25 protein-coding genes are annotated in these 25,060 nt (G+C 64.9%); 13 read left to right on the forward strand and 12 right to left on the reverse strand.

From position 1 onward, the window contains the following. Nucleotides 1-615, reverse strand: a 615-nt coding sequence (locus tag KH616_RS06450; RefSeq protein ID WP_292238049.1) for an SDR family oxidoreductase, incomplete at its 3' end; no start/stop codon positions are given. 355 nt (nt 616-970) lie between these two features. Between KH616_RS06450 and KH616_RS06455 the strand changes: the two genes are divergently transcribed. From KH616_RS06455 to KH616_RS06470, 4 genes are all read left to right on the forward strand, one after another. Beyond that, entirely contained in the window at nt 971-1,678 is a 708-nt protein-coding gene (locus KH616_RS06455) for a YceH family protein (protein ID WP_292238050.1), read from the forward strand. A 106-nt stretch (nt 1,679-1,784) separates the two neighbouring features. Beyond that, a complete protein-coding gene (locus tag KH616_RS06460) occupies nt 1,785-2,915 on the forward strand; it encodes a 3-deoxy-7-phosphoheptulonate synthase (protein WP_292238051.1) in 1,131 nt (376 codons plus the stop codon). Between the two features lie 537 nt (nt 2,916-3,452). Continuing rightward, complete coding sequence (locus KH616_RS06465; protein ID WP_292238052.1) at nt 3,453-5,531, forward strand: carbon starvation CstA family protein; 2,079 nt, start codon at nt 3,453-3,455, stop codon at nt 5,529-5,531. Nucleotides 5,532-5,543: 12 nt separating this feature from the next. Next, on the forward strand, nt 5,544-5,750 hold the full coding sequence (locus KH616_RS06470; protein WP_292238053.1) for a YbdD/YjiX family protein: 207 nt from the start codon (nt 5,544-5,546) through the stop codon (nt 5,748-5,750). Nucleotides 5,751-6,042: 292 nt separating this feature from the next. Here KH616_RS06470 and KH616_RS06475 read toward each other — a convergent pair whose 3' ends face one another. Both KH616_RS06475 and KH616_RS06480 read right to left on the reverse strand, forming a co-directional pair. After that, entirely contained in the window at nt 6,043-6,525 is a 483-nt protein-coding gene (locus KH616_RS06475; RefSeq protein ID WP_292238072.1) for a MerR family transcriptional regulator, read from the reverse strand. A gap of 235 nt (nt 6,526-6,760) precedes the next feature. Continuing rightward, nucleotides 6,761-7,672, reverse strand: coding sequence for an acetoacetate decarboxylase (locus tag KH616_RS06480; protein ID WP_292238054.1), 912 nt, complete (start codon nt 7,670-7,672; stop codon nt 6,761-6,763). A gap of 532 nt (nt 7,673-8,204) precedes the next feature. Here KH616_RS06480 and KH616_RS06485 point away from each other — a divergent pair. Both KH616_RS06485 and KH616_RS06490 read left to right on the forward strand, forming a co-directional pair. Next, a complete protein-coding gene (locus KH616_RS06485) occupies nt 8,205-9,035 on the forward strand; it encodes an alpha/beta hydrolase (protein WP_292238055.1) in 831 nt (276 codons plus the stop codon). A gap of 171 nt (nt 9,036-9,206) precedes the next feature. Continuing rightward, nucleotides 9,207-10,442 carry an NADH:flavin oxidoreductase/NADH oxidase family protein gene (locus KH616_RS06490; RefSeq protein WP_292238056.1) on the forward strand — a complete coding sequence of 412 codons (1,236 nt, stop codon included), beginning with the start codon at nt 9,207-9,209 and terminating at the stop codon, nt 10,440-10,442. A gap of 98 nt (nt 10,443-10,540) precedes the next feature. On the opposite strand, the gene KH616_RS06495 is transcribed toward KH616_RS06490, so the two are convergent. The 4 genes from KH616_RS06495 to KH616_RS06510 all read right to left on the reverse strand — a co-directional run bounded on the left by KH616_RS06495 (nt 10,541) and on the right by KH616_RS06510 (nt 13,574). Beyond that, nucleotides 10,541-11,347 (reverse strand): type 1 glutamine amidotransferase domain-containing protein, encoded by an 807-nt coding sequence (locus KH616_RS06495; protein WP_292238057.1) that lies wholly within the window; start codon nt 11,345-11,347, stop codon nt 10,541-10,543. A gap of 336 nt (nt 11,348-11,683) precedes the next feature. Beyond that, on the reverse strand, nt 11,684-12,817 hold the full coding sequence (locus tag KH616_RS06500; RefSeq protein ID WP_292238058.1) for a porin: 1,134 nt from the start codon (nt 12,815-12,817) through the stop codon (nt 11,684-11,686). After that, complete coding sequence (locus tag KH616_RS06505; protein ID WP_292238059.1) at nt 12,814-13,164, reverse strand: hypothetical protein; 351 nt, start codon at nt 13,162-13,164, stop codon at nt 12,814-12,816. The genes KH616_RS06500 and KH616_RS06505 overlap by 4 nt, the downstream gene beginning before the upstream one ends. Before the next feature lie 191 nt (nt 13,165-13,355). Then, nucleotides 13,356-13,574 (reverse strand): DUF6566 family protein, encoded by a 219-nt coding sequence (locus tag KH616_RS06510; protein ID WP_292238060.1) that lies wholly within the window; start codon nt 13,572-13,574, stop codon nt 13,356-13,358. Nucleotides 13,575-13,906: 332 nt separating this feature from the next. On the opposite strand from KH616_RS06510, the gene KH616_RS06515 reads away from it, so the two are divergent. The 6 genes from KH616_RS06515 to KH616_RS06540 all read left to right on the forward strand — a co-directional run bounded on the left by KH616_RS06515 (nt 13,907) and on the right by KH616_RS06540 (nt 18,605). Beyond that, on the forward strand, nt 13,907-14,548 hold the full coding sequence (locus tag KH616_RS06515) for a MarC family protein (RefSeq protein WP_292238061.1): 642 nt from the start codon (nt 13,907-13,909) through the stop codon (nt 14,546-14,548). 34 nt (nt 14,549-14,582) lie between these two features. After that, nucleotides 14,583-15,044 carry a DUF1269 domain-containing protein gene (locus KH616_RS06520; RefSeq protein WP_292238062.1) on the forward strand — a complete coding sequence of 154 codons (462 nt, stop codon included), beginning with the start codon at nt 14,583-14,585 and terminating at the stop codon, nt 15,042-15,044. A gap of 309 nt (nt 15,045-15,353) precedes the next feature. Then, nucleotides 15,354-15,608 (forward strand): hypothetical protein, encoded by a 255-nt coding sequence (locus KH616_RS06525; RefSeq protein ID WP_292238063.1) that lies wholly within the window; start codon nt 15,354-15,356, stop codon nt 15,606-15,608. Nucleotides 15,609-15,620: 12 nt separating this feature from the next. Further along, nucleotides 15,621-16,538 (forward strand): hypothetical protein, encoded by a 918-nt coding sequence (locus KH616_RS06530; RefSeq protein WP_292238064.1) that lies wholly within the window; start codon nt 15,621-15,623, stop codon nt 16,536-16,538. Between the two features lie 760 nt (nt 16,539-17,298). After that, entirely contained in the window at nt 17,299-17,772 is a 474-nt protein-coding gene (locus KH616_RS06535) for a hypothetical protein (RefSeq protein WP_292238065.1), read from the forward strand. A gap of 212 nt (nt 17,773-17,984) precedes the next feature. Beyond that, entirely contained in the window at nt 17,985-18,605 is a 621-nt protein-coding gene (locus KH616_RS06540) for a hemolysin III family protein (protein ID WP_292238073.1), read from the forward strand. 87 nt (nt 18,606-18,692) lie between these two features. On the opposite strand, the gene KH616_RS06545 is transcribed toward KH616_RS06540, so the two are convergent. The 3 genes from KH616_RS06545 to ispH all read right to left on the reverse strand — a co-directional run bounded on the left by KH616_RS06545 (nt 18,693) and on the right by ispH (nt 21,408). Then, nucleotides 18,693-19,049, reverse strand: a complete 357-nt coding sequence (locus KH616_RS06545; protein WP_292238066.1) for a DOPA 4,5-dioxygenase family protein — start codon at nt 19,047-19,049, stop codon at nt 18,693-18,695. Nucleotides 19,050-19,284: 235 nt separating this feature from the next. Beyond that, nucleotides 19,285-20,454: an adenosyl-hopene transferase HpnH gene (gene hpnH / locus KH616_RS06550; RefSeq protein WP_292238067.1), complete on the reverse strand. Its 1,170-nt coding sequence runs from the start codon at nt 20,452-20,454 to the stop codon at nt 19,285-19,287. Between the two features lie 12 nt (nt 20,455-20,466). Then, nucleotides 20,467-21,408 carry a 4-hydroxy-3-methylbut-2-enyl diphosphate reductase gene (ispH, locus tag KH616_RS06555; RefSeq protein ID WP_292238068.1) on the reverse strand — a complete coding sequence of 314 codons (942 nt, stop codon included), beginning with the start codon at nt 21,406-21,408 and terminating at the stop codon, nt 20,467-20,469. A 414-nt stretch (nt 21,409-21,822) separates the two neighbouring features. Here ispH and KH616_RS06560 point away from each other — a divergent pair, with 414 nt between their 5' ends. Continuing rightward, nucleotides 21,823-23,001, forward strand: coding sequence for a glycosyltransferase (locus KH616_RS06560; RefSeq protein ID WP_292238069.1), 1,179 nt, complete (start codon nt 21,823-21,825; stop codon nt 22,999-23,001). A gap of 67 nt (nt 23,002-23,068) precedes the next feature. On the opposite strand, the gene KH616_RS06565 is transcribed toward KH616_RS06560, so the two are convergent. Both KH616_RS06565 and hpnA read right to left on the reverse strand, forming a co-directional pair. Continuing rightward, nucleotides 23,069-24,139, reverse strand: a complete 1,071-nt coding sequence (locus KH616_RS06565; RefSeq protein WP_292238070.1) for a phage tail protein — start codon at nt 24,137-24,139, stop codon at nt 23,069-23,071. A gap of 124 nt (nt 24,140-24,263) precedes the next feature. Next, a partial coding sequence (gene hpnA / locus KH616_RS06570) for a hopanoid-associated sugar epimerase (RefSeq protein WP_292238071.1) occupies nt 24,264-25,060 on the reverse strand: 797 nt, incomplete at its 5' end.

The raw sequence follows: 25,060 nt of genomic DNA on the forward strand, positions 1-25,060 counted from the left end.
GTCGTCGCTGGTCGCGCGAATCGTCGCCTGCATGCCGGTATCGACGACGCCCGGCGCGACGCTGCAGATGCGCAGCGCGCGATTGGCATCGAGCGCGACCGCGCGCGCATGATGATCGAGCGCTGCCTTGGTCGCGCAATAGATGCTCCAGCCCGGATACGCATTGCGTGCCGCGCCGCTCGACAGGTGCACGATGCGGCATTCGGCTGCGTCGGGCGTGACTTTCGCCGTTGCGCTCGACAGCATCAGCGGCGTCGCGACATTCAGGCCGACGGCGCGTGCGACCGTTGCCGTGTCCTGCGTGTCGAGCGGGCCGATCGGCTCGACGGTGCCGGCGTTGTTGATCAGCAGCACGCAGGATGCGCCATCGACGAAGCGGCGCAGCGTATCGCCGGCCAGCCACGCTTCGACGCGCGCCGGCTCCGACAGGTCGAGTTCGACTTCGGTGAATCGGCTGCCGCCTTGCTCGCCGAGCGACGGATGCCGGCGGCGCGAGAGGCCGAGCACGGTGACGCCGCGCTGCAGCAGCTGCTCGACAAGCGCTGCGCCCAGGCCGCGTGTGTGTCCGGTGACGATGGCGCGAATGTCGGGCGAGGGGGAGGCGGTGGTGACCATATCGATGAGAAATCTGAAGGAGATTGAGCGACGGCGGCGATCGCATCGCGGCAGGCGGCATACGCGATAGACAACACGCCCGATGGGCGGTCGCGCGACTGGCGCATCGGGCGGCATCCGGCGCTGCGCTGCATGCGGCCGGCAACGCGATACGCGCTAGTGTATTCGATGCGGCGCAGGCGTGGCGCCGGGCCTGCGTGCCGCGAAAACGCCGGATTGATCCGGATTCAATTCCGGTGGGCATGCGCGTCATCGTCCGTGCCGCTGCGGCTATCATATGGCTCACCCCGCCGGAACCGTCCGGCGGGGCCGCGATCCGCGTCCATCCACACGCAGCACGTAGCGATACCGCCTCATGAATACCACCCCGGACACTCCATCGCCCCGCGCACTCCGCGACCTGACACCGCTCGAAGCGCGCATCCTCGGCGTGCTGGTCGAGAAGCAGCACACCGTGCCGGATACGTATCCGCTGTCGCTCAATGCGCTGACGGCCGGCTGCAACCAGAAAACCGCACGTTCGCCAGTGATGAGCGTGAGCGAGGACGAGGTGACGACGGCGATCGACGGGCTGAAGCATCTGAGCCTCGTGATGGAAGGCAGCAGCAGCCGCGTGCCGCGCTTCGAGCACAACATGAACCGCGTGCTCGGCATCCCGAGTCAGGCAGCCGCGCTGCTGACGATCCTGCTGCTGCGCGGCCCGCAGACCGCCGCGGAGTTGCGCTTGAACAGTGCGCGCCTGCATGGCTTTGCCGACATCTCGTCGGTCGAGGCATTCCTGGAGGAACTCGCGACGCGCAATCCGGCGCTCGTCGTCAAGCTGCCGCGCTCGCCCGGCGAGCGGGAAAGCCGCTGGACGCACCTGATGTGCGGCGATGCGGGCGTGAGCGATATGGCCGGACGCGACGACACGGCGCCGGAATCCGTTCCGCCGTCGGAGTTCGAAGCGCTGAAAGCCGAGCAGAAACGGCAGGCCGAAGAATTGACTCGCCTTCGCGCGCTGGTGGAGCGCATGGCTGGCGAGTTGGGGATTGCCGTCGATCAGGACGCGCGCGAGCCCTGAACGCAGGCTGCGGCGGCGTCGCCGGACGGCCGGGCATGTTTCGCGTCCCGGGCGTCCTCGCGGCCGATGCCATAATCCTCTGACCCGAAGTCCCCCGGAGATCACCATGAAAAACCTCGACAATCCGTCGCACGATCGCGAGGTAGGCATTGCCGACGCGACGCAGGACACCACGCGCATCGACGATACCCGCATCGGCGCGGTCCGGCCGCTCATTTCCCCGGCGCTGCTCCAGGACGAGCTGCCGGTGCCGGCCGGCACCCAGACGCTCGTCGAATCGACCCGCACGGCGATCGGCAATATCCTGCACGGCCGCGACGACCGGCTGCTGGTCGTCGTCGGCCCGTGCTCGATCCACGATCACGGCCAGGCGCTCGACTACGCGCATCGCCTCAAGGCCGCGGCCGATGCCCTGAAGGACGACCTGCTGATCGTGATGCGCGTCTATTTCGAGAAGCCGCGCACGACGGTCGGCTGGAAGGGATACATCAACGATCCGCGGCTCGACGGCAGCTTCCGCATCAACGAGGGTCTGCGTGCCGCACGGCAGCTGCTGCTCGACATCAACGCGCTCGGCCTGCCCGCCGCGACCGAATTCCTCGATCTGCTGAGCCCGCAATACATCGCGGACCTGATCACGTGGGGCGCGATCGGCGCACGCACGACGGAAAGCCAGAGCCACCGGCAGCTTGCGTCGGGCCTGAGTTGCCCGATCGGATTCAAGAACGGCACCGACGGCAGCGTGCAGGTCGCGTCGGACGCGATCATCGCGGCGCGCGCGAGCCATGCGTTCATGGGCATGACCAAGATGGGCATGGCCGCGATCTTCGAGACGCGCGGCAACGAAGACGCGCACGTGATCCTGCGCGGCGGCAAGAGCGGCCCGAACTACGACAGCGAGCGCATCGAGGCGAGCTGCGAGGTGCTGCGCAAGGCGGGCCTGCGCGAACAGGTGATGGTCGACTGCTCGCACGCCAATTCGAACAAGTCGCACGATCGTCAGGTCGACGTTGCGCAGGATCTCGCGCGGCAGCTGTCGCAAGGCGAGCACCGGATTGTCGGCGTGATGGTCGAGAGCAACCTCGAAGCCGGGCGTCAGGATCTGAAGCCGGGCGTGCCGCTGAAGTACGGCGTGTCGATTACCGACGCCTGCCTCAGCTGGACGCAGACCGAGCCCGTGCTCGACATGCTCGCGGAAGCCGTGCGCCATCGGCGCGTGTATTCGCGCAATGCCTGAGCGACGGCGGCGCGGCGCGCGATGCGTCGGCCGGCATTGACCGTGCGATCCCCGGCCGGGCGAGCCTGATACCGGCAACAGGCTCGCATCGTTCGGGGCGGCGATGAGCGCCGGGCAATATGTCGCAGGCGCGTTGTTCATCGCGCGGGACGTCTTCGCCATTGCCGGGCACTAAGGGAAAATACCGGGCGCATGCGATCGTGAGGCCGCGCCGGCCGTTATGCCGACTAGGCGAACGCGCTGCGGCCCGCGTGGCGCGGCCTTGTGCATCCGCTTTTCCATCTCGCGGTTCCCGCTGAAACCTCCGTCTATCTACGTAATTTTACGTAGCACGGTGTACGTAATTGTCCGCTTGTCCGTGCCGCCCCGAACGGGGAATACTACGCCCGTTTGTGTCGCCCTTTGCCAGGACGATGCCAGACGCATTGCTGTCACGGGAGCGCGGTGGCCCAGCCGCGCGATGTCAATAAATAAACTGCTTTGCATGGGACCTGAGCCAGCGCGCATGCGCCAGCCCCGGTCGACACAGGAGACGCCATGAATCGGGCTTCCAGTTATCTGATCTGGATCGCGGTTGCGCTGCTCGGCGCGTTCGCGTTCGGCACGATCGCGCTCGCGCACGGCGAGCGGGTCAGCGCCCTTTGGATCGTGATCGCCGCAGTCTGCGTGTATCTGATCGCGTATCGCTTCTACAGCCGCTTTATCGCCAGCAAGGTCATGCAGCTCGACGGGCTGCGGATGACGCCTGCCGTCCGGCACAACGACGGTCTCGACTATGTGCCGACCAACAAGTACGTGCTGTTCGGCCATCACTTCGCCGCGATCGCCGGCGCAGGGCCGCTCGTCGGCCCGGTGCTCGCCGCGCAGATGGGCTACACGCCCGGCATGCTGTGGATCCTGGCGGGCGTCGTGTTCGCGGGCGCCGTGCAGGACTTCATGGTGCTGTTCATCTCGACGCGCCGTGACGGCCGCTCGCTCGGCGATCTCGTCAAGATGGAACTCGGCACCGTGCCCGGCGTGATCGCGCTGTTCGGCGCGTTCCTGATCATGGTGATCATTCTGGCGGTGCTCGCACTGATCGTCGTGAAGGCGCTGACGAACTCGCCCTGGGGCACGTTCACCGTCGCGGCGACGATTCCGATCGCGCTGTTCATGGGCGTCTACACGCGCTATATCCGTCCGGGCCGCATTGGCGAAGTGTCGATCATCGGCTTCGTGGGCCTGATGGCGTCGATCGCGTTCGGCCAGGTCGTGCACGATTCGCCGACGATCGCCGCGTGGTTCACGTTCAGCGGCACGCAGCTCACGTGGATCCTGATCGGCTACGGCTTCGTCGCATCGGTGCTGCCGGTATGGCTGCTGCTCGCGCCGCGCGACTACCTGTCGACGTTCCTCAAGATCGGCACCATCGTCGGTCTCGCGATCGGCATTCTGATCGTCGCGCCGGAACTGAAGATGCCCGCGCTGACGAAGTTCGTCGACGGCACCGGCCCGGTGTGGTCGGGCAACCTGTTCCCGTTCCTCTTCATCACGATCGCGTGCGGCGCCGTGTCGGGCTTCCACGCGCTGATCTCGTCGGGCACGACGCCGAAGCTGCTCGATAACGAAATCAACGCGCGCTTCATCGGTTACGGCGCGATGCTGATGGAATCGTTCGTCGCGATCATGGCGCTCGTTGCAGCATGCGTGATCGAGCCGGGCATCTACTTCGCGATGAACGCACCGGCCGCCGTGCTCGGCACGACGCCGGACGCGGTTGCGCACACCGTCACGCAATGGGGCTTCGTGCTGACGCCGGACATGCTGACGCAGACCGCGAAGGCGGTGGGCGAATCGACGATCGTCGCGCGCGCGGGCTGCGCACCGACGCTGGCGGTCGGCATGGCGCACATCCTGCACCAGGTGATCGGCGGCGAAGCGATGATGGCGTTCTGGTATCACTTCGCGATTCTGTTCGAGGCGCTGTTCATCCTGACCGCTGTCGATGCGGGCACGCGCGCAGGCCGCTTCATGCTGCAGGATCTGCTCGGCACGTTCCATCCGGCGCTCAAGCGCACCGAATCGCTGCCGGCGAACCTGATCGCGACGGCGCTGTGCGTCGCTGCGTGGGGCTACTTCCTGTATCAAGGCGTCGTCGATCCGCTCGGCGGCATCAACACGCTCTGGCCGCTGTTCGGCATCTCGAACCAGATGCTTGCCGCCATTGCGCTGGTGCTGGGCACCGTCGTGCTGTTCAAGATGAAGCGCGAGCGTTTTGCGTGGGTGACGATGGTGCCGACCGCGTGGCTGCTGATCTGTACGCTGACGGCGGGCTGGCAGAAGGTCTTCGACGCGAATCCGAAGGTCAGCTTCATGGCCCACGCGGCGAAGCTTCAGGCAGCCGTCGATGCGGGCAAGGTGCTGGCGCCGGCGAAATCGATCGCGCAGATGAAGCGGATCATCTTCAACGACTACATCGATGCCGCGCTCGCGGGGCTGTTCATCTTCGTCGTGTTGAGCATCACGATCTATGGCGTGCTGGCCGTGATGCGCGCACGCCGCGAGTCGAAGCCGACCGTGCGCGAGACGCCTTACGAGGCGACGCCGGCCGCGCAGGCGCTCGGCAGCGGACGTTGACGGGAGGCCGCGATGTTTACCGATCTCGGTAGTGAGCTGCGCAGCGCAGGACGCTATCTCGGGCAGGCACTGCGGCTGATGGTCGGTCTGCCCGACTACGAGACCTACGTCGCGCATATGCGCGAGACGCACCCGGATCGCGAGCCGATGACGTACGAGGCTTTTTTCCGGGAACGTCAGAATGCGCGATATGGATCCGGGGCGGGGAAGTGTTGTTGAGCTGGATCGCCCGGGATTGAGAGCAGGACAGGAAGGCGCCGTGATGAGAGTCACGGCGCCTTTTCATTGGTGCGATCCGTCAGGAAGCGGAGCGACGCCACTGCACGCACGGCTGCATCGATGATGCCGGGCCGACCGACGTTTCGAAAGCCCTTGACGTTCGACTTCACGCCGTGACGGCATGGCTGACCGACAGGGACCGCCAGATGCGGCTGGCGACGACTGCGCGCACCGACCAGATCGATCCGGCAACGCGCCGGCACGGTCGATCCGGAACAGCAGGCAGGCCGTCCTAACCGCGCTTGGCCGATCGGCGCCGCTTTGCCATGCGCAGGGTCGCGACGTCGCCGGCCGCCAGGTTTGGCGGTTGCAGGTCGCCTGAGCGCATCCGCGAGAGCACCCGCTTCGCGTTGGTGGCGCAGTCAATATCCTCCGGCTTTGCCTCGATCTCCGCCAGAAGCGCGACGAGTTGCGCCTTGCTCTGCGCAAGCCGCATCTCCAGCGCCTCGATGTCCTGCACCTTGCTGCGCAGCGTGTCGATCAGCGGGCCGTGCTGCCACTGTGTCAGGTCGGGCGGCAGCAGCATGCGAATCTCGTCGAGACTGAAACCTGCTTGCTGTGCCGCCGCAATCAGGTCGAGCACCAGCACCGCCTGAGACGAATAGGTCCGATAGCCGTTCGGCTCGCGCTCGACTTTCAACAGGCCGATGTCTTCATAGAAGCGGATGCGCGACGCTGTCAGGCCCGTGCGCTCCGCAAGTTCTCCGATTTTCATGTTTCCCGTGCTCCCGGCCAGATCGCACCCGACCGTCAAATGAGTCGCGACATCGACGTTTCCCCCGTCATTATTTCGGAGTCGGGCGATCTTTTCGACCCGCTTCGCCACGCGCCGACGGTGGCGGGACGATGAAACGCGCCGCTTAGCCGGAATGGATGCGCGACCCTTCCTTCGCCTCATGCATATCTCTCGACGTGGCAGCGGTGCCCGATGCGTCGGCATGTCGTCCCGTTCATTTTCCGGCAGGATCGAAACCCTTCAACGGGGTGGGCAGATTCAGGACCACCTGTGCATCCTTGACCACGTCCAGACGAACGACGGTCGACGCGCCAAGCCCGTCCAGCAGCTGGCTCAGCGGGCCGCCATGGCGCAGCAGGGTCGCGTCCCGCGGGAACAGGCGCTGTGAGAACGACAGCGTGTTGGTCTGGACAGTCGCCTGATGCCATGCTCCGTCGACCAGGTTGATCATGGTCGTCGTCCCCATATGGGACTGCGGCACGACATGGCGCAGGGCCGGGCGCGGCGCACTCAGGGTCAGATCCGGTGCGCCGCCGGGGCCGGCGATATGGGCGCTGACATCGGTGCCAATGCTCACGTCGATGTCGGCGCGCCACTTGGGCAGCTGATAGCCGTACACGCCCCGCACCCGCGCGATTTCCGTGGTGACGGGGAGCGCCAGCACATGCGCGAAGAAATGTCGGCGTCGCATGGAATTGAACAGCTCCAGCGCATGGGATCCTCGCGCGCCCGGCCGACGGATGACCGCCGCGATGGAGACCTCGTCGTAGGGATCGTTATCGCAAACGGCATAGGAAAAGAAAGTCAGCGCCACCAGCCCGAAGCCGGGGAACGCGCGAAGCGGCTCGAGCGGCATCGGCAGCGTGGCCCGCAGCCGGGACAAAGGCGCGAGAAACAGCAACTGGATATTGCTGGTCCGGTAGTAGAAGTTGGGCGCCCAGGTCGGGCCGACCCGCGAGGCAACCACCTGCTTCGGTATCCTGCGGAAGTAATCGATATTCCCCGCGGCAGGGTCCCGAGCCACCTCATCGAGGTCGGGGTTCATCCGGAAGCGGTCGTAGTATCCCCCCGCCGGCACGTCGACCTGGTGTGGTCCGAATTCGACCTGTGTAAAGCGTCTATCCATTTCGCTGACCTTTCTCGATGTTCGACCCGGTATGCAGTGCCCAAGGCACGCCGATATCCAGCCTTCAGCAAGCACTTTAAGGTTCAACTCGACTTGAAGGTCAAGCGTCCGGATGCGGATCGTTCAGGTCGCGCTTCGCGGTCGGCCGTTCGCGCATTCTCATCGTCCATGGCGGCCAGCGTGCGTCCCGAACGGCGTGTGAGCGCAACCGATGTTTCGATACGCGTAACAAGATGTGTGCCAGCGTTTCGCGGGATTCCCGGCCATCGTCGATCCGCCCGCCGAGCTTCATGTGGCACCGGAAAATGTATTGACATTAAAGTTGGCTTTAAGCCTACAGTGGTTCCCGGCAAAGCCGCGCGATTCGATGGCGCGGTTCGGCAGACCCATGCCGCCGCGCTGTTCGGCTATTCCGCATTGCATCGTGTTGACCCACCTTGAAAGGAGCCAGACCCGACCGCCGAGCGCCAACCGTAACGATCAGGACGCGTGCCATCGATTGAATGGCTGACATTGCACTGGAGAAGCGAACATGGGATACGTGACGACAAAGGATGGTGTTGAGATCTTCTACAAGGACTGGGGGCCACGAGACGCACCGGTGATCTTCTTTCATCACGGTTGGCCGCTCAGCGCCGACGACTGGGATGCCCAGATGCTTTTTTTCCTGGCGCAGGGCTTTCGGGTCGTCGCTCACGACCGCCGCGGCCACGGGCGATCCAGTCAGGTCTGGGACGGCCATGACATGGACCATTACGCCGACGATGTCGCGGCAGTCGTCGACCATTTGGGCGTGCAGCAGGCCGTGCATGTCGGTCATTCCACCGGCGGCGGCGAGGTCATCCACTACGTCGCCCGGCATGGGGAGGATCGTGTCGCCAAGGCGGTGCTCATCAGCGCCGTTCCGCCGCTGATGGTCAAGACCGAGCACAATCCGGGCGGTCTGCCCAAGCAGGTCTTCGACGACCTCCAGGCCCAGCTCGCGGCAAATCGCGCGCAGTTCTATTACGACATTCCTGCTGGCCCCTTCTACGGCTACAACCGCGCGGGTGCGAAGCCGTTGCAGGGTGTCATCTGGAACTGGTGGCGGCAGGGCATGATGGGCAGCGCCAAGGCCCACTATGACGGGATCGTCGCCTTCTCGCAGACCGACTTCACCGAAGACCTCAAGCGCACCACGATTCCCGTTCTCGTGATGCACGGCGACGACGACCAGATTGTTCCGTATGCGGATTCCGGCCTGCTGTCGGCGAAGCTGGCCAGGAACAGCACGCTGAAGATCTATGAGGGCTTCCCGCACGGCATGCCCACCACCCACGCCGAGACGATCAACGCCGATCTGCTCGCGTTCGTGCGGAGCTGATAGCCGCGGGTGCCGGAGGAACCGCACGCCGGCACCCGCGTGGTGTCAAAACGCCGATATCCGGCTATCGCGACTCTGCACGAAGACGCGCGCACCGCACGTAACGAAGGGGGTTGACATTAAAGTTGGCTTTAACCTTAGAGTCGAACCACGATCAAACGAGGTGAACCCATGAACGTGTTCGACAAGCTGACTTTACCCAACGGTTCGACCATTCCGAACCGCATCGCCAAGGCGGCCATGGAAGAAAACATGGCAGACGCGGATCACGCTCCGTCGGCGCAACTGATGCGTCTCTATCAGGCATGGGCGGATGGCGGTGCCGGTCTGCTCATCACCGGCAACGTGATGGTCGACAGCCGCGCGATGACGGGGCCCGGCGGTGTGGTGCTGGAAGACGACAGGCATCTGGACGCATTCCGGCGCTGGGCGCGCATCGGTCGATCCGGGGGCGCGCAATGCTGGCTGCAGATCAATCATCCGGGCCGCCAGATGCCTGCCAACCTTGGGCAGCAGACCTGGGCGCCGTCGGCAGTCCCGCTCGAGCTGGGAAAAATGTCGAAGCATTTCAACACGCCCCGTGCGATGACGCGCGCGCACATCGACGAGGTGATCCGGCGCTTCGCCCACACCGCGCGGCTGGGCGAACTGGCCGGCTTCACGGGCGTCGAGATCCACGCGGCCCACGGTTACCTGCTCAGCCAGTTTCTTTCGCCGCTCACCAATCAGAGAACGGATGAGTGGGGTGGCGCCCTCGAGAACCGGGCGCGCCTGTTGCTGGAAATCGTCAAAGCTGTTCGAGCGGAGGTGGCGCCCGGATTCGCGGTGGCCGTCAAGCTGAATTCAGCCGACTTCCAGCGGGGCGGTTTCAGCGCGGACGATGCCCGGGGTGTCGTGAGGTGGCTCAACGATCTGGGCGTCGACCTGGTTGAACTGTCGGGGGGAAGCTATGAGGCCCCGGCGATGCAGGGCGATGCTCGCGACGGCCGCACGCTCGCGCGGGAAGCCTATTTTGTCGAATTTGCCCGCGATATCCGGACGGTCGCCGCGATGCCGGTGATGGTTACCGGGGGCATCCGCCGTCTGGCGGTCGCCGAAGAGGTGATCGCGAGCGGGGTGGACATGGTCGGTATCGGCACAGCCCTGGCCATCGCCCCGAATCTGCCGCGCGAATGGCGTGCCGGCAAGGACCACGCCCCGGCACTCTTGCCGATCACATGGAAGAACAAGCCGCTGGCTTCCGTGGCCAACATGTCTGCCGTCAAGTTTCAGTTGCGCAGGTTGAGTGCGGGCAAGACGACCGATCCGAAAGTGTCGCCTTTGCGGGCGCTGATCCTGCAACAGATGGCCGATGCGAAGCGTACTTGCGCGTATCGGCGCTGGATGTCGCAGCGGTTGAAATACTGATGGCCGACAGCCGCGCCGGGTGGATCATCGAGCGCGTCGTCCTCGCGGACGACGCGCTTTTTTCGCTCGGCCGACACGCCGACCATGTGGGCGGGGCGTCAGTTCATGGCGGCCAAGCGCTTGACCACCGCTTCGCCGATTGCCCGGCTCGACTGCGGATTTTGTCCGGTGATGATCCGATCGTCTGTCACGACATGGGACGTGAACGGGAGCAGTGCCTTCTCGTAATGGGCGCCGCGGCCGATGAGTGCATCCTGCAGCAGGAACGGCACCTGCGATTTCATGCCCGACAGGGATTCCTCCAGATTGGAAAATCCCGTGACGGTCCTGCCCGCGATCAGCGGCTTGCCGTTTTCATCCTGTAGCGACAGTAATCCGGATACCCCGTGGCACACGGCCGAGACGATGCCGCCCTGACGATATATCTGCTCGCCGATGCGCTTCAGATTCTTGTCGTCGGGGAAGTCCCACAACGTTCCGTGACCGCCGGTGAAATAAATCGCCTGGTAGTCGGCGGGGGCGACGGCGCTGGGCGGCAGGGTGGTTTTCAGCCGTGCCATGAATGCCGGGTCGGCCAGGCGTGCCCGCGCCGAATCATCGAGATAGAGCGCCTTGAGACTGCGCTCGTCAATGGGAACCTCGCCACCCTTCGGGCTCACAAAATCCATTTGCAATCCCGCTGCCTCGGCCGCATCGTAGAAATGCGTCAGTTCGGTGAGCCAAAGCCCAGTCGTGTCGGATCGCGAAGGAAATTGGGCGTGGTTGGTCATGACGACCAGAATCCTGCCGCCCGGTTGCCGGGCGCCGTCGCGCTGGGCCGTGTCGGCCGCGTGTGCGTGTCCCCCAGTGAGCAGCGTGGCAATGATGGCCGTGAGCCAGCGCCGGACAAATCCGCTCTTGAACATACCTGATTCCTCATTCCTTGCTTGTCCGATTCGTTCGTATGCCCCCGAGTCGTCGATTGGCGGGGTACCGCAAGCCATGCAGACAACGACATGAAAGGCGCCCGGTCAGATGCTAGGGTTCAAGTCAGGTTTAAGGTCAAGCATTTCCGTCACCCGTGCGGATCCGTGCCGGAAGTCGGCATCAGCCTTGCTGCGCTGGCCGGCAGCGTCAGCATCCGGACGCGAACGCTGCTCATCCGGCACGCCGGGAACGGAGCGATGGAATGACGCGGTGAAACCCGCGCGGCGCAGGCGGTCACAGCGCATGCCATGACCGGCGCCTTCGTTCCGCGCCCGTCAAAAGCGCGTCCGGATTCCCACGGTCGCCGCGATCTGGCTGGCCGTCGAAGACTGCGCCAGGCCGCTGATCATTGCGCCCTCGAACGCCGAGCCAGCGGCGCCGTACGCATGTTGGTAGATCCCTTCGACATAGACGTCGGTGCGCTTGCTCAACGCGTAGTCGGCCATCAGCGTGACTTGATGCCACTTCGGGTGCCCCGAACCCGAAGCATCCCCGAAAGCGCCTTGGGTAAACGTATACGCGCCGGCAAGCGAGATCGAATGCGTCACCGCATAGTGCACGTTGACTTCGTAGTTGTCGAAGCGCAGTGTGTCGAACGACTGCGGGATCGCCGCTGTCGCACCCGGCTGCGTATGGTCGAACAGCGTATGCGTCCACAGCAGGCCGACAGTCGCCGGCCCGATCGTGTAGTTGCCGCCGACACCCATCACGCGCTGCCGCGCCGCGGGAAAATTGGGCGCGTCGTTGCTCGATACGGCGCCGGTGCCGCCGAGCGCGCCGTTGTTCAGTTGCAGGTAAGCCGCGGCCAGATTGACCGGGCCGTGACTGTAGGTCAGGCCGAAGCTGTACGCGCGGTTGTTCGAGAAGCCGCCGGCCGTGTTGCTGAAGCCGTACAGCGCTTCGGCCTGCAGCCCGCGATAGGCCGGGCTCACGTACTTGACCGAGTTGTTGATATAGAACGAGTCGTCGACGTTGTCGTTGTCGAACGGATGCGCGGCCAGATTGTTTCCGTCGCCGTTGTTGGCCATGGCGATCGGCCCGAGCACGTCGACCACGGCGTCGTACTGCCGGCCGAACGTTAGCGTTCCAAAGTTGTCGTTTTGCAGGCCGACGTAGGCCTGCCGGCCGAACAGGGTGCCCGCGTAAGCGGTGTTGCCGTTCTGGACGTTGAACCCGTTCTCGAGGCGGAAAATTGCATGCAGATTGCCGCCGAGATCCTCGCTGCCCCGGATGCCCCATACCTCGTTCGTCAGCATGCTGCTCTGCATCTGCACGGCGCTATGGCCGCCTTGGTTATTCGTATAGACGACGGCGGGGTCGATCACGCCATACAGGCTGACACTGCTTTGCGCATGGGCGGACAGCGCGAAGACCGACAAGGATGCCGCGCCGATGATGTTTTTGTTCACGTGCTGATACTCCAGGAGTGCTTCGACAAGGCGTCGGGATGCGTGAGCGTGACCCCGGACCCGTCCCGACCACGCGTCGTGTGCGCGACCAGGCGTGTGTAACGAAACGCCGCGGGGATCGCCGAAATGGGCCGCGCGTTGAATGGATCACGCTTGGATATCCGCAGCCCGAGGATTGTATGCGGCGTGCGATGACGGCTTTGAAAAGAACGGCCCGCTTTCCGCAAAGATTTCGTTAACGTCGGCGTCAGCGTGACGATACGGGCATTGCCCGTCGGATCAATAACCGCGCCGCGGAAACTCGCCTCACGACATTCGGCGAGCGACCCGCCATGCGGTGGCGCCACGCGACGCCTGCGCTGCCGGGAGAGCGGAAAGGCTCACGATACTTTCGACATAGCGGTGCGAGTGGCGGGCGAGAACCAGAATGGCGGCCGACATGAATGGAATCGTCGTGGCTCGGGAAGGCGCGCGACCCCGCCATGCGCGGCGGCGGTCGGCGCGCCGCCGGACGCCGGCACGTATGCGCGCGCCGTCCTTACCGATCGTGTGTCTTGAGAATCCGCCTGCCCTGCTCGATGCCGGCGCGCAACGCTTCTTCCTGCGTCAGCCACTCGGGCGTGACAAGTTCCGGCACCGGCATGTCGACGGGCACGTCGTTGAAATAGATCCGGACATCCGCGACCCACGCGCCGCGCGCGTTGCGTGTGGCGCCGACCCGGATCTCGTGGCCCATGAAAATATCGCTCGTTTGCATGAGAATGGCCCTCTCCCGTTCGCAAAAAATAGCAAATCGACTGTTTCAACAGCATGTGCATGGCGAGGCGTGTCAGCCGGGTGACGTGAGCGACGTGCCCCGGTATGCAAAGCGCAGGCTGCCAAATCGCGATGCCATCGCATCATGACCGGATGAAATCGTAGCAGCGTCTTCGTTTCTCCGAAACAGGGCGTCGGGTCGCAGCGCATTCGATTCGGGGATAGCATGCTCGCGACCGCGCGGGATATGATGGCAGCCACCGTGCGGGGATTCCGGAGCGTGGTCATCCCTTGCCGGCGGCGAACACGGTTTCGAATCGATCGAATGGGAGAATGCTCTTGGCGATTGACCTGACCTTTGCGATCAAGGTGTTTGCAGCGCTTTTCGCGATCATGAATCCGATTGCCAACATCCCGGTCTTTCTTTCATTGACGGACGGCGCATCGGACGCGGCTCGACGGAAGGTCGCGATCGCCGCGGCGATTGGCGTGACGGTCGGCTGTATCGTATCGGCGGTCGCGGGTGGGGCGATCCTCCACGCGTTCGGTCTCACGGTCGACGATTTTCGCCTCGCGGGCGGCCTGCTGGTCCTGCTGATCGCGCTGTCGATGCTGCATGGCTCGCCGAGCAGCCAGCATGCGCCGCGAGAAAGCGAATGCTCGGATCTCGCCGCGGAGAACGTCGCGGTCTACCCGCTGACGATCCCGCTGCTGGTCGGTCCGGGCACGATTGCGACGATGATCGTGCTGGGGCAGAGCGCATACGAGACCGGAAAGGAACTGGCCTTTGCGCTGGGCCTGGGCGCGTTCCTGGTTTTGCTGGCGGCTGCGCTCCTGTCGGCACCGCTCATCGGTCATTACCTTTCCCCCAAGGTGACGGCGATCACGCAGCGCCTGATGGGGATGATCCTCGCCGCGATCGCCATGCAGATGATTCTGGCGAGCCTGCGCGCCGCATTTCCGCATGCCGGTTGATGCATGCCGGATATCTTGAACCCGGGAGTTGTCAATGGATACCGTGATCGCAATAACCTATTCCAACCTCGATCTCGCCAAGCGGGCGATCGCCGAACTGGGCGCGCTGCACAGCGAAAAAGTCCTGCTGGTATCGGATGTCGTCGTCGTCGAGTTGGACAAGGACGGGATGGTCCGTTCGCATGTGATCGATCCGAACGCGTCGCCGGCCGGATCTTTCCTGCGGCATGCCCTCGAGACGATCGGATTCTCGATCGATGCGATGCGCGACCGCAAGATCGACGACGCGACGATCGAGACCATCGTACGCAAGGCGCATGCCGACAGCGCCACACTGGGAATCGTCGCCGAGAACCTGGATATCTATCGGCTGAGTGCCGGTCTGGCGAAGTTCGGCGGCGAAGTGATCTATTCGAATCTGTCGCTGGACGACGAACTGAAACTGGTCGAGGCGATCTCCAAGACGCGGGACCGCGACGAGGATGACGACGCGTGACGGCGTCCGTAAGCTGTTTTAGGCGGTTGACCCGAAAGCCCGGCACCCATGCCTGATTCGCGCTGACGCCGCACGCGCGTCAGCGACATCGGGCCGCTTGGGAGCACACGTCCGCCCTTCTTTCAGGATGACAGGCGCGGGAGATTTCAGGTTTCGTTATATTTCGTTGTATATTGCGACTGGTCGAAAATATGATGGGCATGTCGAATGCTCCGGCATGGGTCGGGCCATGCGACTGCAGTGAGGGCGGTATGAGTGGATTCACACGGGTCGCTCGCCACGCATGCCGAACATGCGGGATTTCGGCGCTTGCATGAGCTGAACCGGTTTGTCGAGCGCGCGGCGACGGCGGAACGTCACCGGGACGTCATCTTTTCGCAATTGCCGCCGGCCAGCGACGCCCTGCTTCGCGAGGGCGCCGCAGCGCTTGAGCAACTCGATACCGAACTGGCCGGCTTGTGTGTCGCGCACGTGCTGGCGTGCGATCCGCCCGACGCGCCGCAGACGAGCCCGCAATCGATCAAGGGGCCGGGAACCCGGATCCCGGCCCGAATCGCCAACTGAAAGAGAATGCCGATGAATACGCATCCGTTTCGACTGCCCCAGCGGGTATCCGGTCAAATCGGTTCTAAATCATTCGCTCCGCAGCCGGGCCGCAGTGGCGAGCGCGCAGCAGATTCGCCACCCGCGGCGGCGCGCAGAATCCGCCTGTCCGAGCTCGACACGCATTTCTACTGCTCGGTGATCGGGATCTGCCTGACAACGACGGAGCTGCGCAGGATCGTGCCGCGTTACGCGACGCTCGACCGGGAGCATGCAACCGACCTGCAACTCGATCTTGCCGCAGTCGGGTTGGCCACGCAGGACGGCGCGGGCGCGAAAGCCCTGCACCGGGCGCTCGATCGTCGTTATGCAGCGGCCATCAAGCGCTTCAGCGACGCGAAAGATGTCGGCGCGCTGAGCGCGCTGTGGTCCGAGGCGCTAAAGGCCGGCGACGTGTCGCCTGCGTACTGGGCTGTGATGACGCATCCGGCCGGCACGCAGGACATGCGTCAACTCGCATTCGGCGATGTTCATCGGCGGCCGCGTCCGGTGAGCGCCGCCGAGCGGGCTGACGTCTGCCGCCGGATGCTGCTCGAAGATGAAAACGCGGCGCTCAAGCGCATGATCGAACGGCAGCAACACCGGTTGCAGACGCTCGCCGTCGAGCGGGATGCGGAGGTGCGCGAACTGCGCGCGACGATTGAATCCCTGACGGCGGCGACGAACAAGCGCGTGCAGTTGGCCGACGATTATCTTTATGCCGAAGTGATGCGGCTTCGCACCGTGATCGACGAGCGCGACGAAAGCATTGCGGTTCATGCCGACCGCTGCGAGGCTGCCGAACGTCGTCTCAAGCGGGAAGCGGAGCGCGCGCAGGTCGTGCGGGCGCAGCTCGCCGCGGCCCGCGCCGCGATCAAGGCGATGAAGCGCGAGGTCTATGCGGTCGCATAGGCGATCCTGCATCCGATCATCCAGTCCGGACGCGCATCGACGGGCCTCGAGCGCGTCCGTTGCAAGCGAATCGTGAATGCCGGGGCCGTCCCGGATCGAATGCCTTCACGATGGCCGCATTTCAGCGCGGATCCTTACACGACGCTGTCGAAGCAGGAGCGGCATGTGCGGCGCCTGCTATCCGGCAGGCGCCACCGCGCCACTGAATCAGCATGATCGGGTTGGCTGGCCGGGACAGCGGCGATCCGGCATCACGTCCGACGATTCCATCGTGGACGCAAAGCCGCCGTTCCGCGTCATGCATCTGTGTCTCAACGGGCGTGTGCCAATGACGAGCGATGCGCGGTTCGCGCGCACCTGAGCGTTTCGTTCGCCGCAACGGGCGCTTGCGTGACAATCTCCACGTCAATCTTGATAGACCGTGATGCTGTGGTTAGTATCACTACGCCGGTCGACGCAGGCGGTTTGACTCACACGCCTGACGGGAAAAACCGGCCGACGGACGTCGCTCGAATGCCCATGCCGCGGATTGGTGAAGGACGTCGCCGCGCGGGATCCCGGAACCGGTATCGGCCGCAGAACGACTTCCGCATCGATCGGGCGGCACGTATCCGCACTCATCCGCGATGCGACCACCTATGCCGGGAGAGGGCGACTCCAATCGAATTCCGAAGCGCAAGGATTGCATCGTGGCCAGCGTGCTGGTCCAGAGCCGAATCCAATATCCGCAGATTGCTCACTCTCCAACGGGGACTCAATAATGAAAATCGAACACACACCCAATCCTCGCATTCAGGAACGCGAAAAAAACGGACCGCACCTGACCACTCATGAGCAACTGGGCCTGAACGGGCGCATCGCCCTTGTGATCACCAACGCTGTCGGCACGATGTGGTGCGCGTACTTCTTTGCGGCGCTCGCACTTGTCAGCTTGCCATCGGCCATCCAGGGCGGGATTTCGACGCTGATCTCCTGGATTGCCCAGACATTTCTGCAGTTGGTGCTGCTGTCCGTGATCATGGTGGGCCAGAAGGTTGCGGCTGCCGCGTCGGACAAACAGGCATTGCAGACCTACAAGGATGCCGAGGCGCTCCTGAAGATTCAGGATGACATGCAACGGCTCCTCGAGGTCAACAATGCGTTGACCGAAGCCATCCACCGTGCGATCGCGGACAAGGAAAAATTGTCGGCCGGGAAGCCGCACGTTTCCGGCGGCTCGAACCCGTCGGCGTGATCGCGGGCGGTCGTTGACTCCGGCCGCCGATGCCGGAAGCGGGCCGGGGCGAGCGGCCCCGGCCAACGATGCCGCGGCATGCATTCGCCGCCGGCATCCGCGCCTGGAGTCGACCCAGGTCAAGCCGCCGATCTGCTTGCAGCCCCGCCTTTTCCCTTGCCCGCTATCATGTGACCTCGTCGCCCATCGAGCCCGCTATGGAGGATAACGTCATGCATGCCGGCGAGCGTTTCAATAGCATTACGCATCTCGTCGGCGCGGTGATGTCCGTCGTGGGGCTGGCGACGCTGGTGACGATGGGCGCGCTCCAGGGCGACGCGTACAAGGTGGTGAGCTTCGGCGTATACGGTGCGATGCTCTGCGTGCTCTACGCGATCTCGACGCTGTACCACAGCGTGCGTCGGCCGCGCCTGAAAGCCGTTCTGCAGAAATGCGACCATTCGGCGATCTACCTGCTGATCGCGGGCAGCTATACGCCATTCACGCTTGTCACGCTGCGCGGGCCGTGGGGCTGGTCGCTATTCGGCGTGAGCTGGGGGCTTGCCGTATTGGGCATCGTGCAGGAGCTCACGCTCGGACGCCGCACCCGTGTCGTCTCGATGGTGCTGTACGTCGTGATGGGCTGGCTCGCGCTGGTTGCGGTTCGTCCGCTGATCCATGCGCTGCCGGCAGTCGGTACCGCGTGGCTTGTCGCGGGCGGCGTCATTTACAGCGTGGGCATTTATTTCTTCGTCAACGACGAGCGCATCCGGCACGGACACGGTATCTGGCATCTGTTCGTGCTGGCAGGCAGCCTGTGCCAGTTCGTCAGCGTCGCGTTCTACGTCGCGTGATATGCGTCGGCGGCGGCATGCAGCCGAACCCGCCGCATTCCTGCGGCATCGCCTGACAACGGAGCGATGCGGGACACCGGCGTATCGTCATCCCAGCGCATCGAGATTCAACGCATAGGACTTCCCGATCCACATCGCAGCGTCGCGATGATCGCGCAGCGCGTCGCCCGTGTTCGGGTGGAGGAAGAGATCGAGCACACCGTGGTTCAGCACGAGCCACGGCACGATCTCGGCGAAGCGCGCAGCATCGAACGCGATCTGATACGACCATGCCGGGTGCGGCCCCACGAGCCGTTCATGAAAACGCCCAAGCACGATGTTCTCGCCGAACCGCTGCTCGACGACTTGCCGAAACACCTGCGCGGCGTCGCGGCTGCCGGCGTCGAAATAGACATGCGCATGCCAGCTTTCGATGGCGGTGGGATCGATGAAGGGCGTCGTCATATTCGTGCTGAAAAGAAAAGGTCATGGCACCGCGCCGGCCGATCGGTGTGCGACGCGCAGGATAGCGCCGCCGGCCGGTCGTGGCCGCGCCGCACCAGGCCGACTGGTGCGGCGCCCGGAAAAACAAAAAGCGCCATGAACGAACGTCATGGCGCTTTTCGATTGCCGTCAGGCCTGACGGCACGGCCGGCGCGGACCGAACGACCCGCGTCGGCCGGAATCAACTGCAACCGCCTCAGGCCGCCGCTGCCGGCTTGGCGCTCTTGGCCGGCTTCTGGAGCTTGCCCTTGCCGGCGCGCTCGATTTCCTCGAGCTTGATCTCGACGTGGCGCGAGAACACGTACTCGGCCGGACGCTGCTTGTCGATCGGAATGTCCGGTGCGAACGGGCCGTCGGTCTTGATGCCCATCTTGCTGACGCGCAGCGCCTTCAGCGGGTGCGAGATCGTGTCCAGCACGGCCGTCGCCTCGAAGCCGCAGTGAACCATGCAGTCCGCGCACTTCTCGTAGTTGCCGACGCCGTAGTTGTCCCACTTGGTCGTTTCCATCAGTTCCTTGAAGGTCTTCACGTAGCCTTCGCCGACCAGGTAGCACGGCTTCTGCCAGCCGAACACCGTACGCGCCGGGTTGCCCCACGGCGTGCACTTGTAGGTCTGGTTGCCGGCCAGGAAGTCGAGGAACAGCGACGACTGGCTGAACGACCAGCGCTTGCCGCCGTCGCCGCGCTTGAAGATCTCGCGGAACAGGTTCTTCGTCTTGTCGCGGTTCAGGAAGTGCTGCTGATCCGGCGCGCGTTCATACGCGTAGCCCGGCGACACGGTGATGCCGTCGACGCCGATCGGGCCGAGCGTGTCGAAGAACTTCGCGACGCGCTCCGGAACCGCATCGTTGAACAGCGTGCAGTTGATGTTCACGCGGAAGCCGCGGCGCTTCGCTTCCTTGATCGCCGCGACTGCCTTGTCGTACGTGCCTTCCTGCGACACCGAGTGGTCGTGCATCTCCTTGTCGCCGTCGAGGTGGACCGACCAGACGAAGTACGGGCTCGGCTCGTAGTCGTCCATCTTCTTTTCCATCAGCAGCGCGTTCGTGCACAGGTACACGAACTTCTTGCGCTTCATGATGCCCTTGACGATTTCCGGCATTTCCTTGTGCAGCAGCGGCTCGCCGCCTGCGATCGACACGATCGGCGCGCCGCATTCGTCGACGGCTTCCAGGCACTCTTCGACCGACAGGCGCTGGTTCAGGATGGGATCCGGATAGTCGATCTTGCCGCAGCCGTTGCATGCGAGGTTGCAGCGGAACAGCGGCTCGAGCATCAGCGCGAGCGGATAGCGTTTGTTGCCGGACAGGTGTTGGCGCATGATGTATGCGCCGACGCGGACTTGCTGGAGCAGCGGAATAGACAAGAGTTGTCCTCCTTAAACTTCGCGGGCGACGGCTTGCGTGAGCTTCGCCGGCAGCTTGAATTCGACTTTTTCTTCACGGCCCGCCATCGTTGTGACTTCGACGGGCCCCAGCGCGCGCAGCGCGCTGATGACATCTTCAACCATCTCTTCGGGCGCGGATGCGCCGGCGGTCAGACCGACGGTTTGTGCATTCGCGACCCATTCGGCCTTCACTTCCGAGCCGTCGGCGACGAGGTAGCTCGGCACGCCGCTTTCGGTGCCGATCTCGCGCAGGCGGTTCGAGTTCGAGCTGTTCGTCGCACCGACGACCAGCAGCACGTCGACCTGCCCGCTCAGCTCGCGCACCGCCGCCTGGCGGTTCTGCGTCGCGTAGCAGATGTCGCGCGTGTCCGGTCCGACGATGTCGGTGAACTTGCGCGTCAGCGCCTCGATGATGCCGCGCGTGTCGTCGACCGACAGCGTCGTCTGCGTGACATATGCGACCGGCGTGTCGACCGGCAGCGTCAAGGTCTCGACCTCGGCCTCGCTCTGGACGAGGATCACCTCGCCCGGAATCTGGCCGACCGTGCCTTCGACTTCCGGATGGCCCGCGTGGCCGATCAGGATCAGCCGGCGGCCAGCAGCCACGTACTGGCGGCCCTGCACGTGCACTTTCGTGACGAGCGGGCAGGTTGCGTCCAGCACGTCGAGCCCGCGCGCTTCCGCGTCGCGCTCCACCGTCTGGGCGACGCCGTGCGCGCTGAAGATCGCGACAGCGCCGTGAGGGACTTCGTCGAGTTCTTCAACGAATCGCGCCCCTTTATTACGCAGATTTTCGACCACGTGCCGGTTATGGACAATTTCATGGCGTACATAAACCGGTGCACCGTGCTGTTGCAGCGCGCGATCGACAATCTCGATCGCACGGACAACCCCCGCACAAAAGCCGCGGGGCTGGGCAAGGATGACTCGCATAGATGAGCGAACTCCGACGACAGACGCGGGGTTCCGAGGAGCCGGCCAGCCAGCTCGATCGTCCCGACTTGATGTTGATGAATGCGGGAACGACCCGGCACCCCGAATTAATCGCGCATTTTAACTCTATCGGGCCGACCTTGCTCGGGCCCTGTTCAGTTCGTGTTGCAATTCGGATGCTGCGCACATTAACGCCCGCTCGTCAGGAACCCAGTAAACTACGCGGTTTCGCAGCTGGCCGCTGTCCGGCCGGCTGACGTCGAGCACATCTCAAGGCCTCTCGATGACCATCGATTCTTACGAGCAGCATTGCCCCGCGCCCCACGCGCGGCCGACCGCCGGCGCCGCTTCGGGCGCCATCAACCTGTCCCTGATTGCCGGATGCGCGCGCGGCGCACGGCAGGAGGCACGCCGATGATGCTGGCGATCGCTTTCATGCTGTCCTGCCTGTCGCTCGTGATCTGGATCGTCCTGCTCGTGGCGCGGGGCGGTTTCTGGCGCGCGCAGGCCGCCCGGCCCCTGCCGCACGCGGCGGGCGGCGATGGCTGGCCGGCCGTGGTCGCGGTCGTGCCGGCCCGCAACGAGGCCGACGTGATCGCGCAGGCGGCGACGTCGCTGCTCGAGCAGGATTACCCGGGCGGATTTCATCTGATCATTGTCGACGACCACAGTACCGACGGCACCGCCGACGCCGCGCGCGCAGCGGCGCTGGCGATCAATCGCGCCGACCGCCTGACAGTGCTGTCCGCGAAGCCGCTGCCGGCCGGCTGGTCGGGCAAGGTCTGGGCGCAGTCGCAGGGGATCGCGGCGGTAAGCACGCTCGGCCTGCCTGCCGACTATCTGCTGCTGACCGACGCCGACATCGGCCATCCGGCCGATGCCGTGGCGCAGCTCGTCACGCGCGCCCGGGCGGAAGGGCGCGACATGGTGTCGCTGATGGTCCGGCTGCGCTGCGATTCGTTCTGGGAAAAGGCGCTGATCCCGGCATTCGTGTTCTTTTTCGCGAAGCTCTACCCGTTCTCGTGGATCAACGATACGCGCAACAAGACGGCCGGCGCGGCAGGCGGCTGCATGCTGGTGAAGCGCACGGCGCTTGAAGAGGCCGGCGGCATCGAGTCGATCCGCGGCGCGCTGATCGACGATTGCAGCCTGGCCGCGCAGATCAAGCATCGCGGCGGCGGCCGTCATCCGATCCGGCTCGACCTGGCGGACCGCAGTGTGTCGCTGCGTCCGTACGACAGCTGGCGCGATATCTGGAACATGATCGCGCGCACGGCGTTCACGCAGCTGCACTATTCGACTTGGATGCTGGCCGGCACGCTGCTCGGCATGACGATCATCTATCTGGTGCCGCCCGTCGCGGCGCTTGCGTACGGCGCATACGCGTGGCCGGCATGGCTCGCCTGGGCGTTGATGTGCACCGCGTATGCGCCCATGCTGCGCTACTACCGCCGCTCGCCGTGGTGGGCGCCTGCGCTGCCGCTCGTCGCGGCGTTCTATGTCGGCGCCACCTTCGCGTCCGCCTGGCGCTATTGGCGCGGCAAGGGCGGTCAGTGGAAGGCCCGCGTGCAGGCACCGGTTCAGGACCGCTGACCGGATGCAGACGGGGCGGCGCAAGGCCGCCCCGACGACGGCCGCCTCATGCACGGCCGTCCTGCGCTCACCGCTGGGTGAGCATCATGTACAACTGAATCACCACATCCGGCGAGAACGTAAACGGCACCCAGCCGTAGCCGGTGTGACGCGCGACCAGCAAACGGTCGCCGTTCGACTGCTTCTGCACCGCCATCATCGGATTTTTCGTCGACACGAATCGCCAGCCCGGCGGAATGCCGGTCGGCTGCTCGGTTTCCATCGACGCGCGCGCGTGCGCAAGCTCTTCGATCAACTGGCCGAGTTGCTCGGGATGCAGCGTGATCGACTGTCCGTTGACGGTCAGCGCGATTTCGTTCCGAGACGGCCGCGCGACGTGCAGGGACGGTTTTTCCGCAGGTGTGGCGTCCGCGGCATTGGCCGGCGTGACGTCGGTTACGGCGTCGGCGATGTCGGCAGAAGCGTCGCCGAGTGCGGCGGCAGCCTCGGCCGGCACGGTGTCGGTCGCCATTTCGACCGCGTCCGCCGCAGCTCGAGTTGCATCGACGCCGGGGCGCTGTGCTTCGGTCGCCGATGCCGATTCCTCAGGCGTGACGGCGTGGTCTTCCGCGGCCCGCGCGGCAATGATGGCTGCGGCGACCGCTTCCGCCTCCGCCGTTGCGGCGGCATGACGTTGCGCGGCGGCTTCTGCCTCGGCAATGGCGACAGCGTGACGCTCCGCGGCGGCTTCCGCTTCGGCGGCCGCGGCGATGTGGCGCTGGGCGGCGGCCTCGGCCTCGGCGGCGGCAGCGGCGTGGCGCTGGGCTTCGGCTTCGGCTTCGGCGATGGCGCAGGCATGGCGCTGCGCGATGGCTTCGGCCTCGGCGGTGGCTTCGGCATGGCGTTGCACGGCGGCTTCGGCTTCGGCGGTTGCGTCGGCATGGCGTTTCACCGCAGCTTCGGCTTCGGCGATCGCCTCGGCGTGGCGTTGCGCGGCGGTGTCCGCGTCGGCGACGGCCTCGTTGCGACGAGGTGCGCCGGCTTCGGCCACGCGTGCGGATTCTTCGGCGGTATGCGCCGCTTGCTCGGCGGCGCGGGCGGCGTCGATGAGCTGATCGACGCCGGCATCGAGCGCATCGATCTGATCGTTCAGGTTCATGCGTGATATCTCTACGTAAGGCCCGAGATTTTACCCGCTGCGCCGAGGCCGGTTCGCGCGCGGCGTGTAACAAAATGCAGGGCCGGGCATCGCGCGCGCGGCGGACGGCCCCGTGCCCGTCACATCACTTCAGGTAGCCCGCCGTGCGGAACCAGTCGAGCGCGTCGCGCAGGCCTTCGCGGTACGGCCGTGCGCGATAGCCAAGCTCGCGCTCCGCTTTCGCCGACGTGAAATACATCTTGTTCTTCGACATCCGCAGCCCGTCGACGGTGACGAACGGCTCCTTCTTCGTGAATTTCGCCACCGCCTCCGCGCCGACTGCGAGCGGATACAGCGGCCAGCGCGGCAGCGCGAGCGTCGGGGCCTTGCGGCCCGTCATCTGCGCGATGTCGGCGAGCATCTGCTGCAGCGGCAGGTTCTCGCCGCCGAGGATATAGCGCTCGCCGATGCGGCCGCGCTCGAGCGCGAGGAAGTGTCCGTTCGCGACATCATCGACATGGACGAGGTTCAGCCCCGTATCGACGAATGCCGGAATCTTGCCGAGCGCCGCCTCGACGATGATGCGGCCGGTCGGCGTCGGCTTCACGTCGCGCGGGCCGATCGGCGTCGACGGATTGACGATCACCGCGGGCAGGCCTTCGTCCGCGATCATGCGTTCGACCGCGCGCTCGGCGAGCACCTTGCTGCGCTTGTAGACGCCGATCGCCTGCTCCGGCGTGAGCGGCGCCGTTTCGTCGGCGGCGACGCCCGCGCTGGTGACCTTCAGCGTCGCGACGCTGCTCGTATAGATGATCCGCTCGACACCTTCGGCGCGCGCCGCGCGCATCGTCGCGACCGCGCCTTCGAGGTTCGCACGCTCGATCTCGAGCGGGTCGGGCGCCCACATGCGATAGTCGGCGGCGACGTGGAACAGATAGCGCA

This window comes from Burkholderia sp., assembly GCF_018375725.1.
Taxonomy (GTDB): Bacteria; Pseudomonadota; Gammaproteobacteria; order Burkholderiales; family Burkholderiaceae; genus Burkholderia.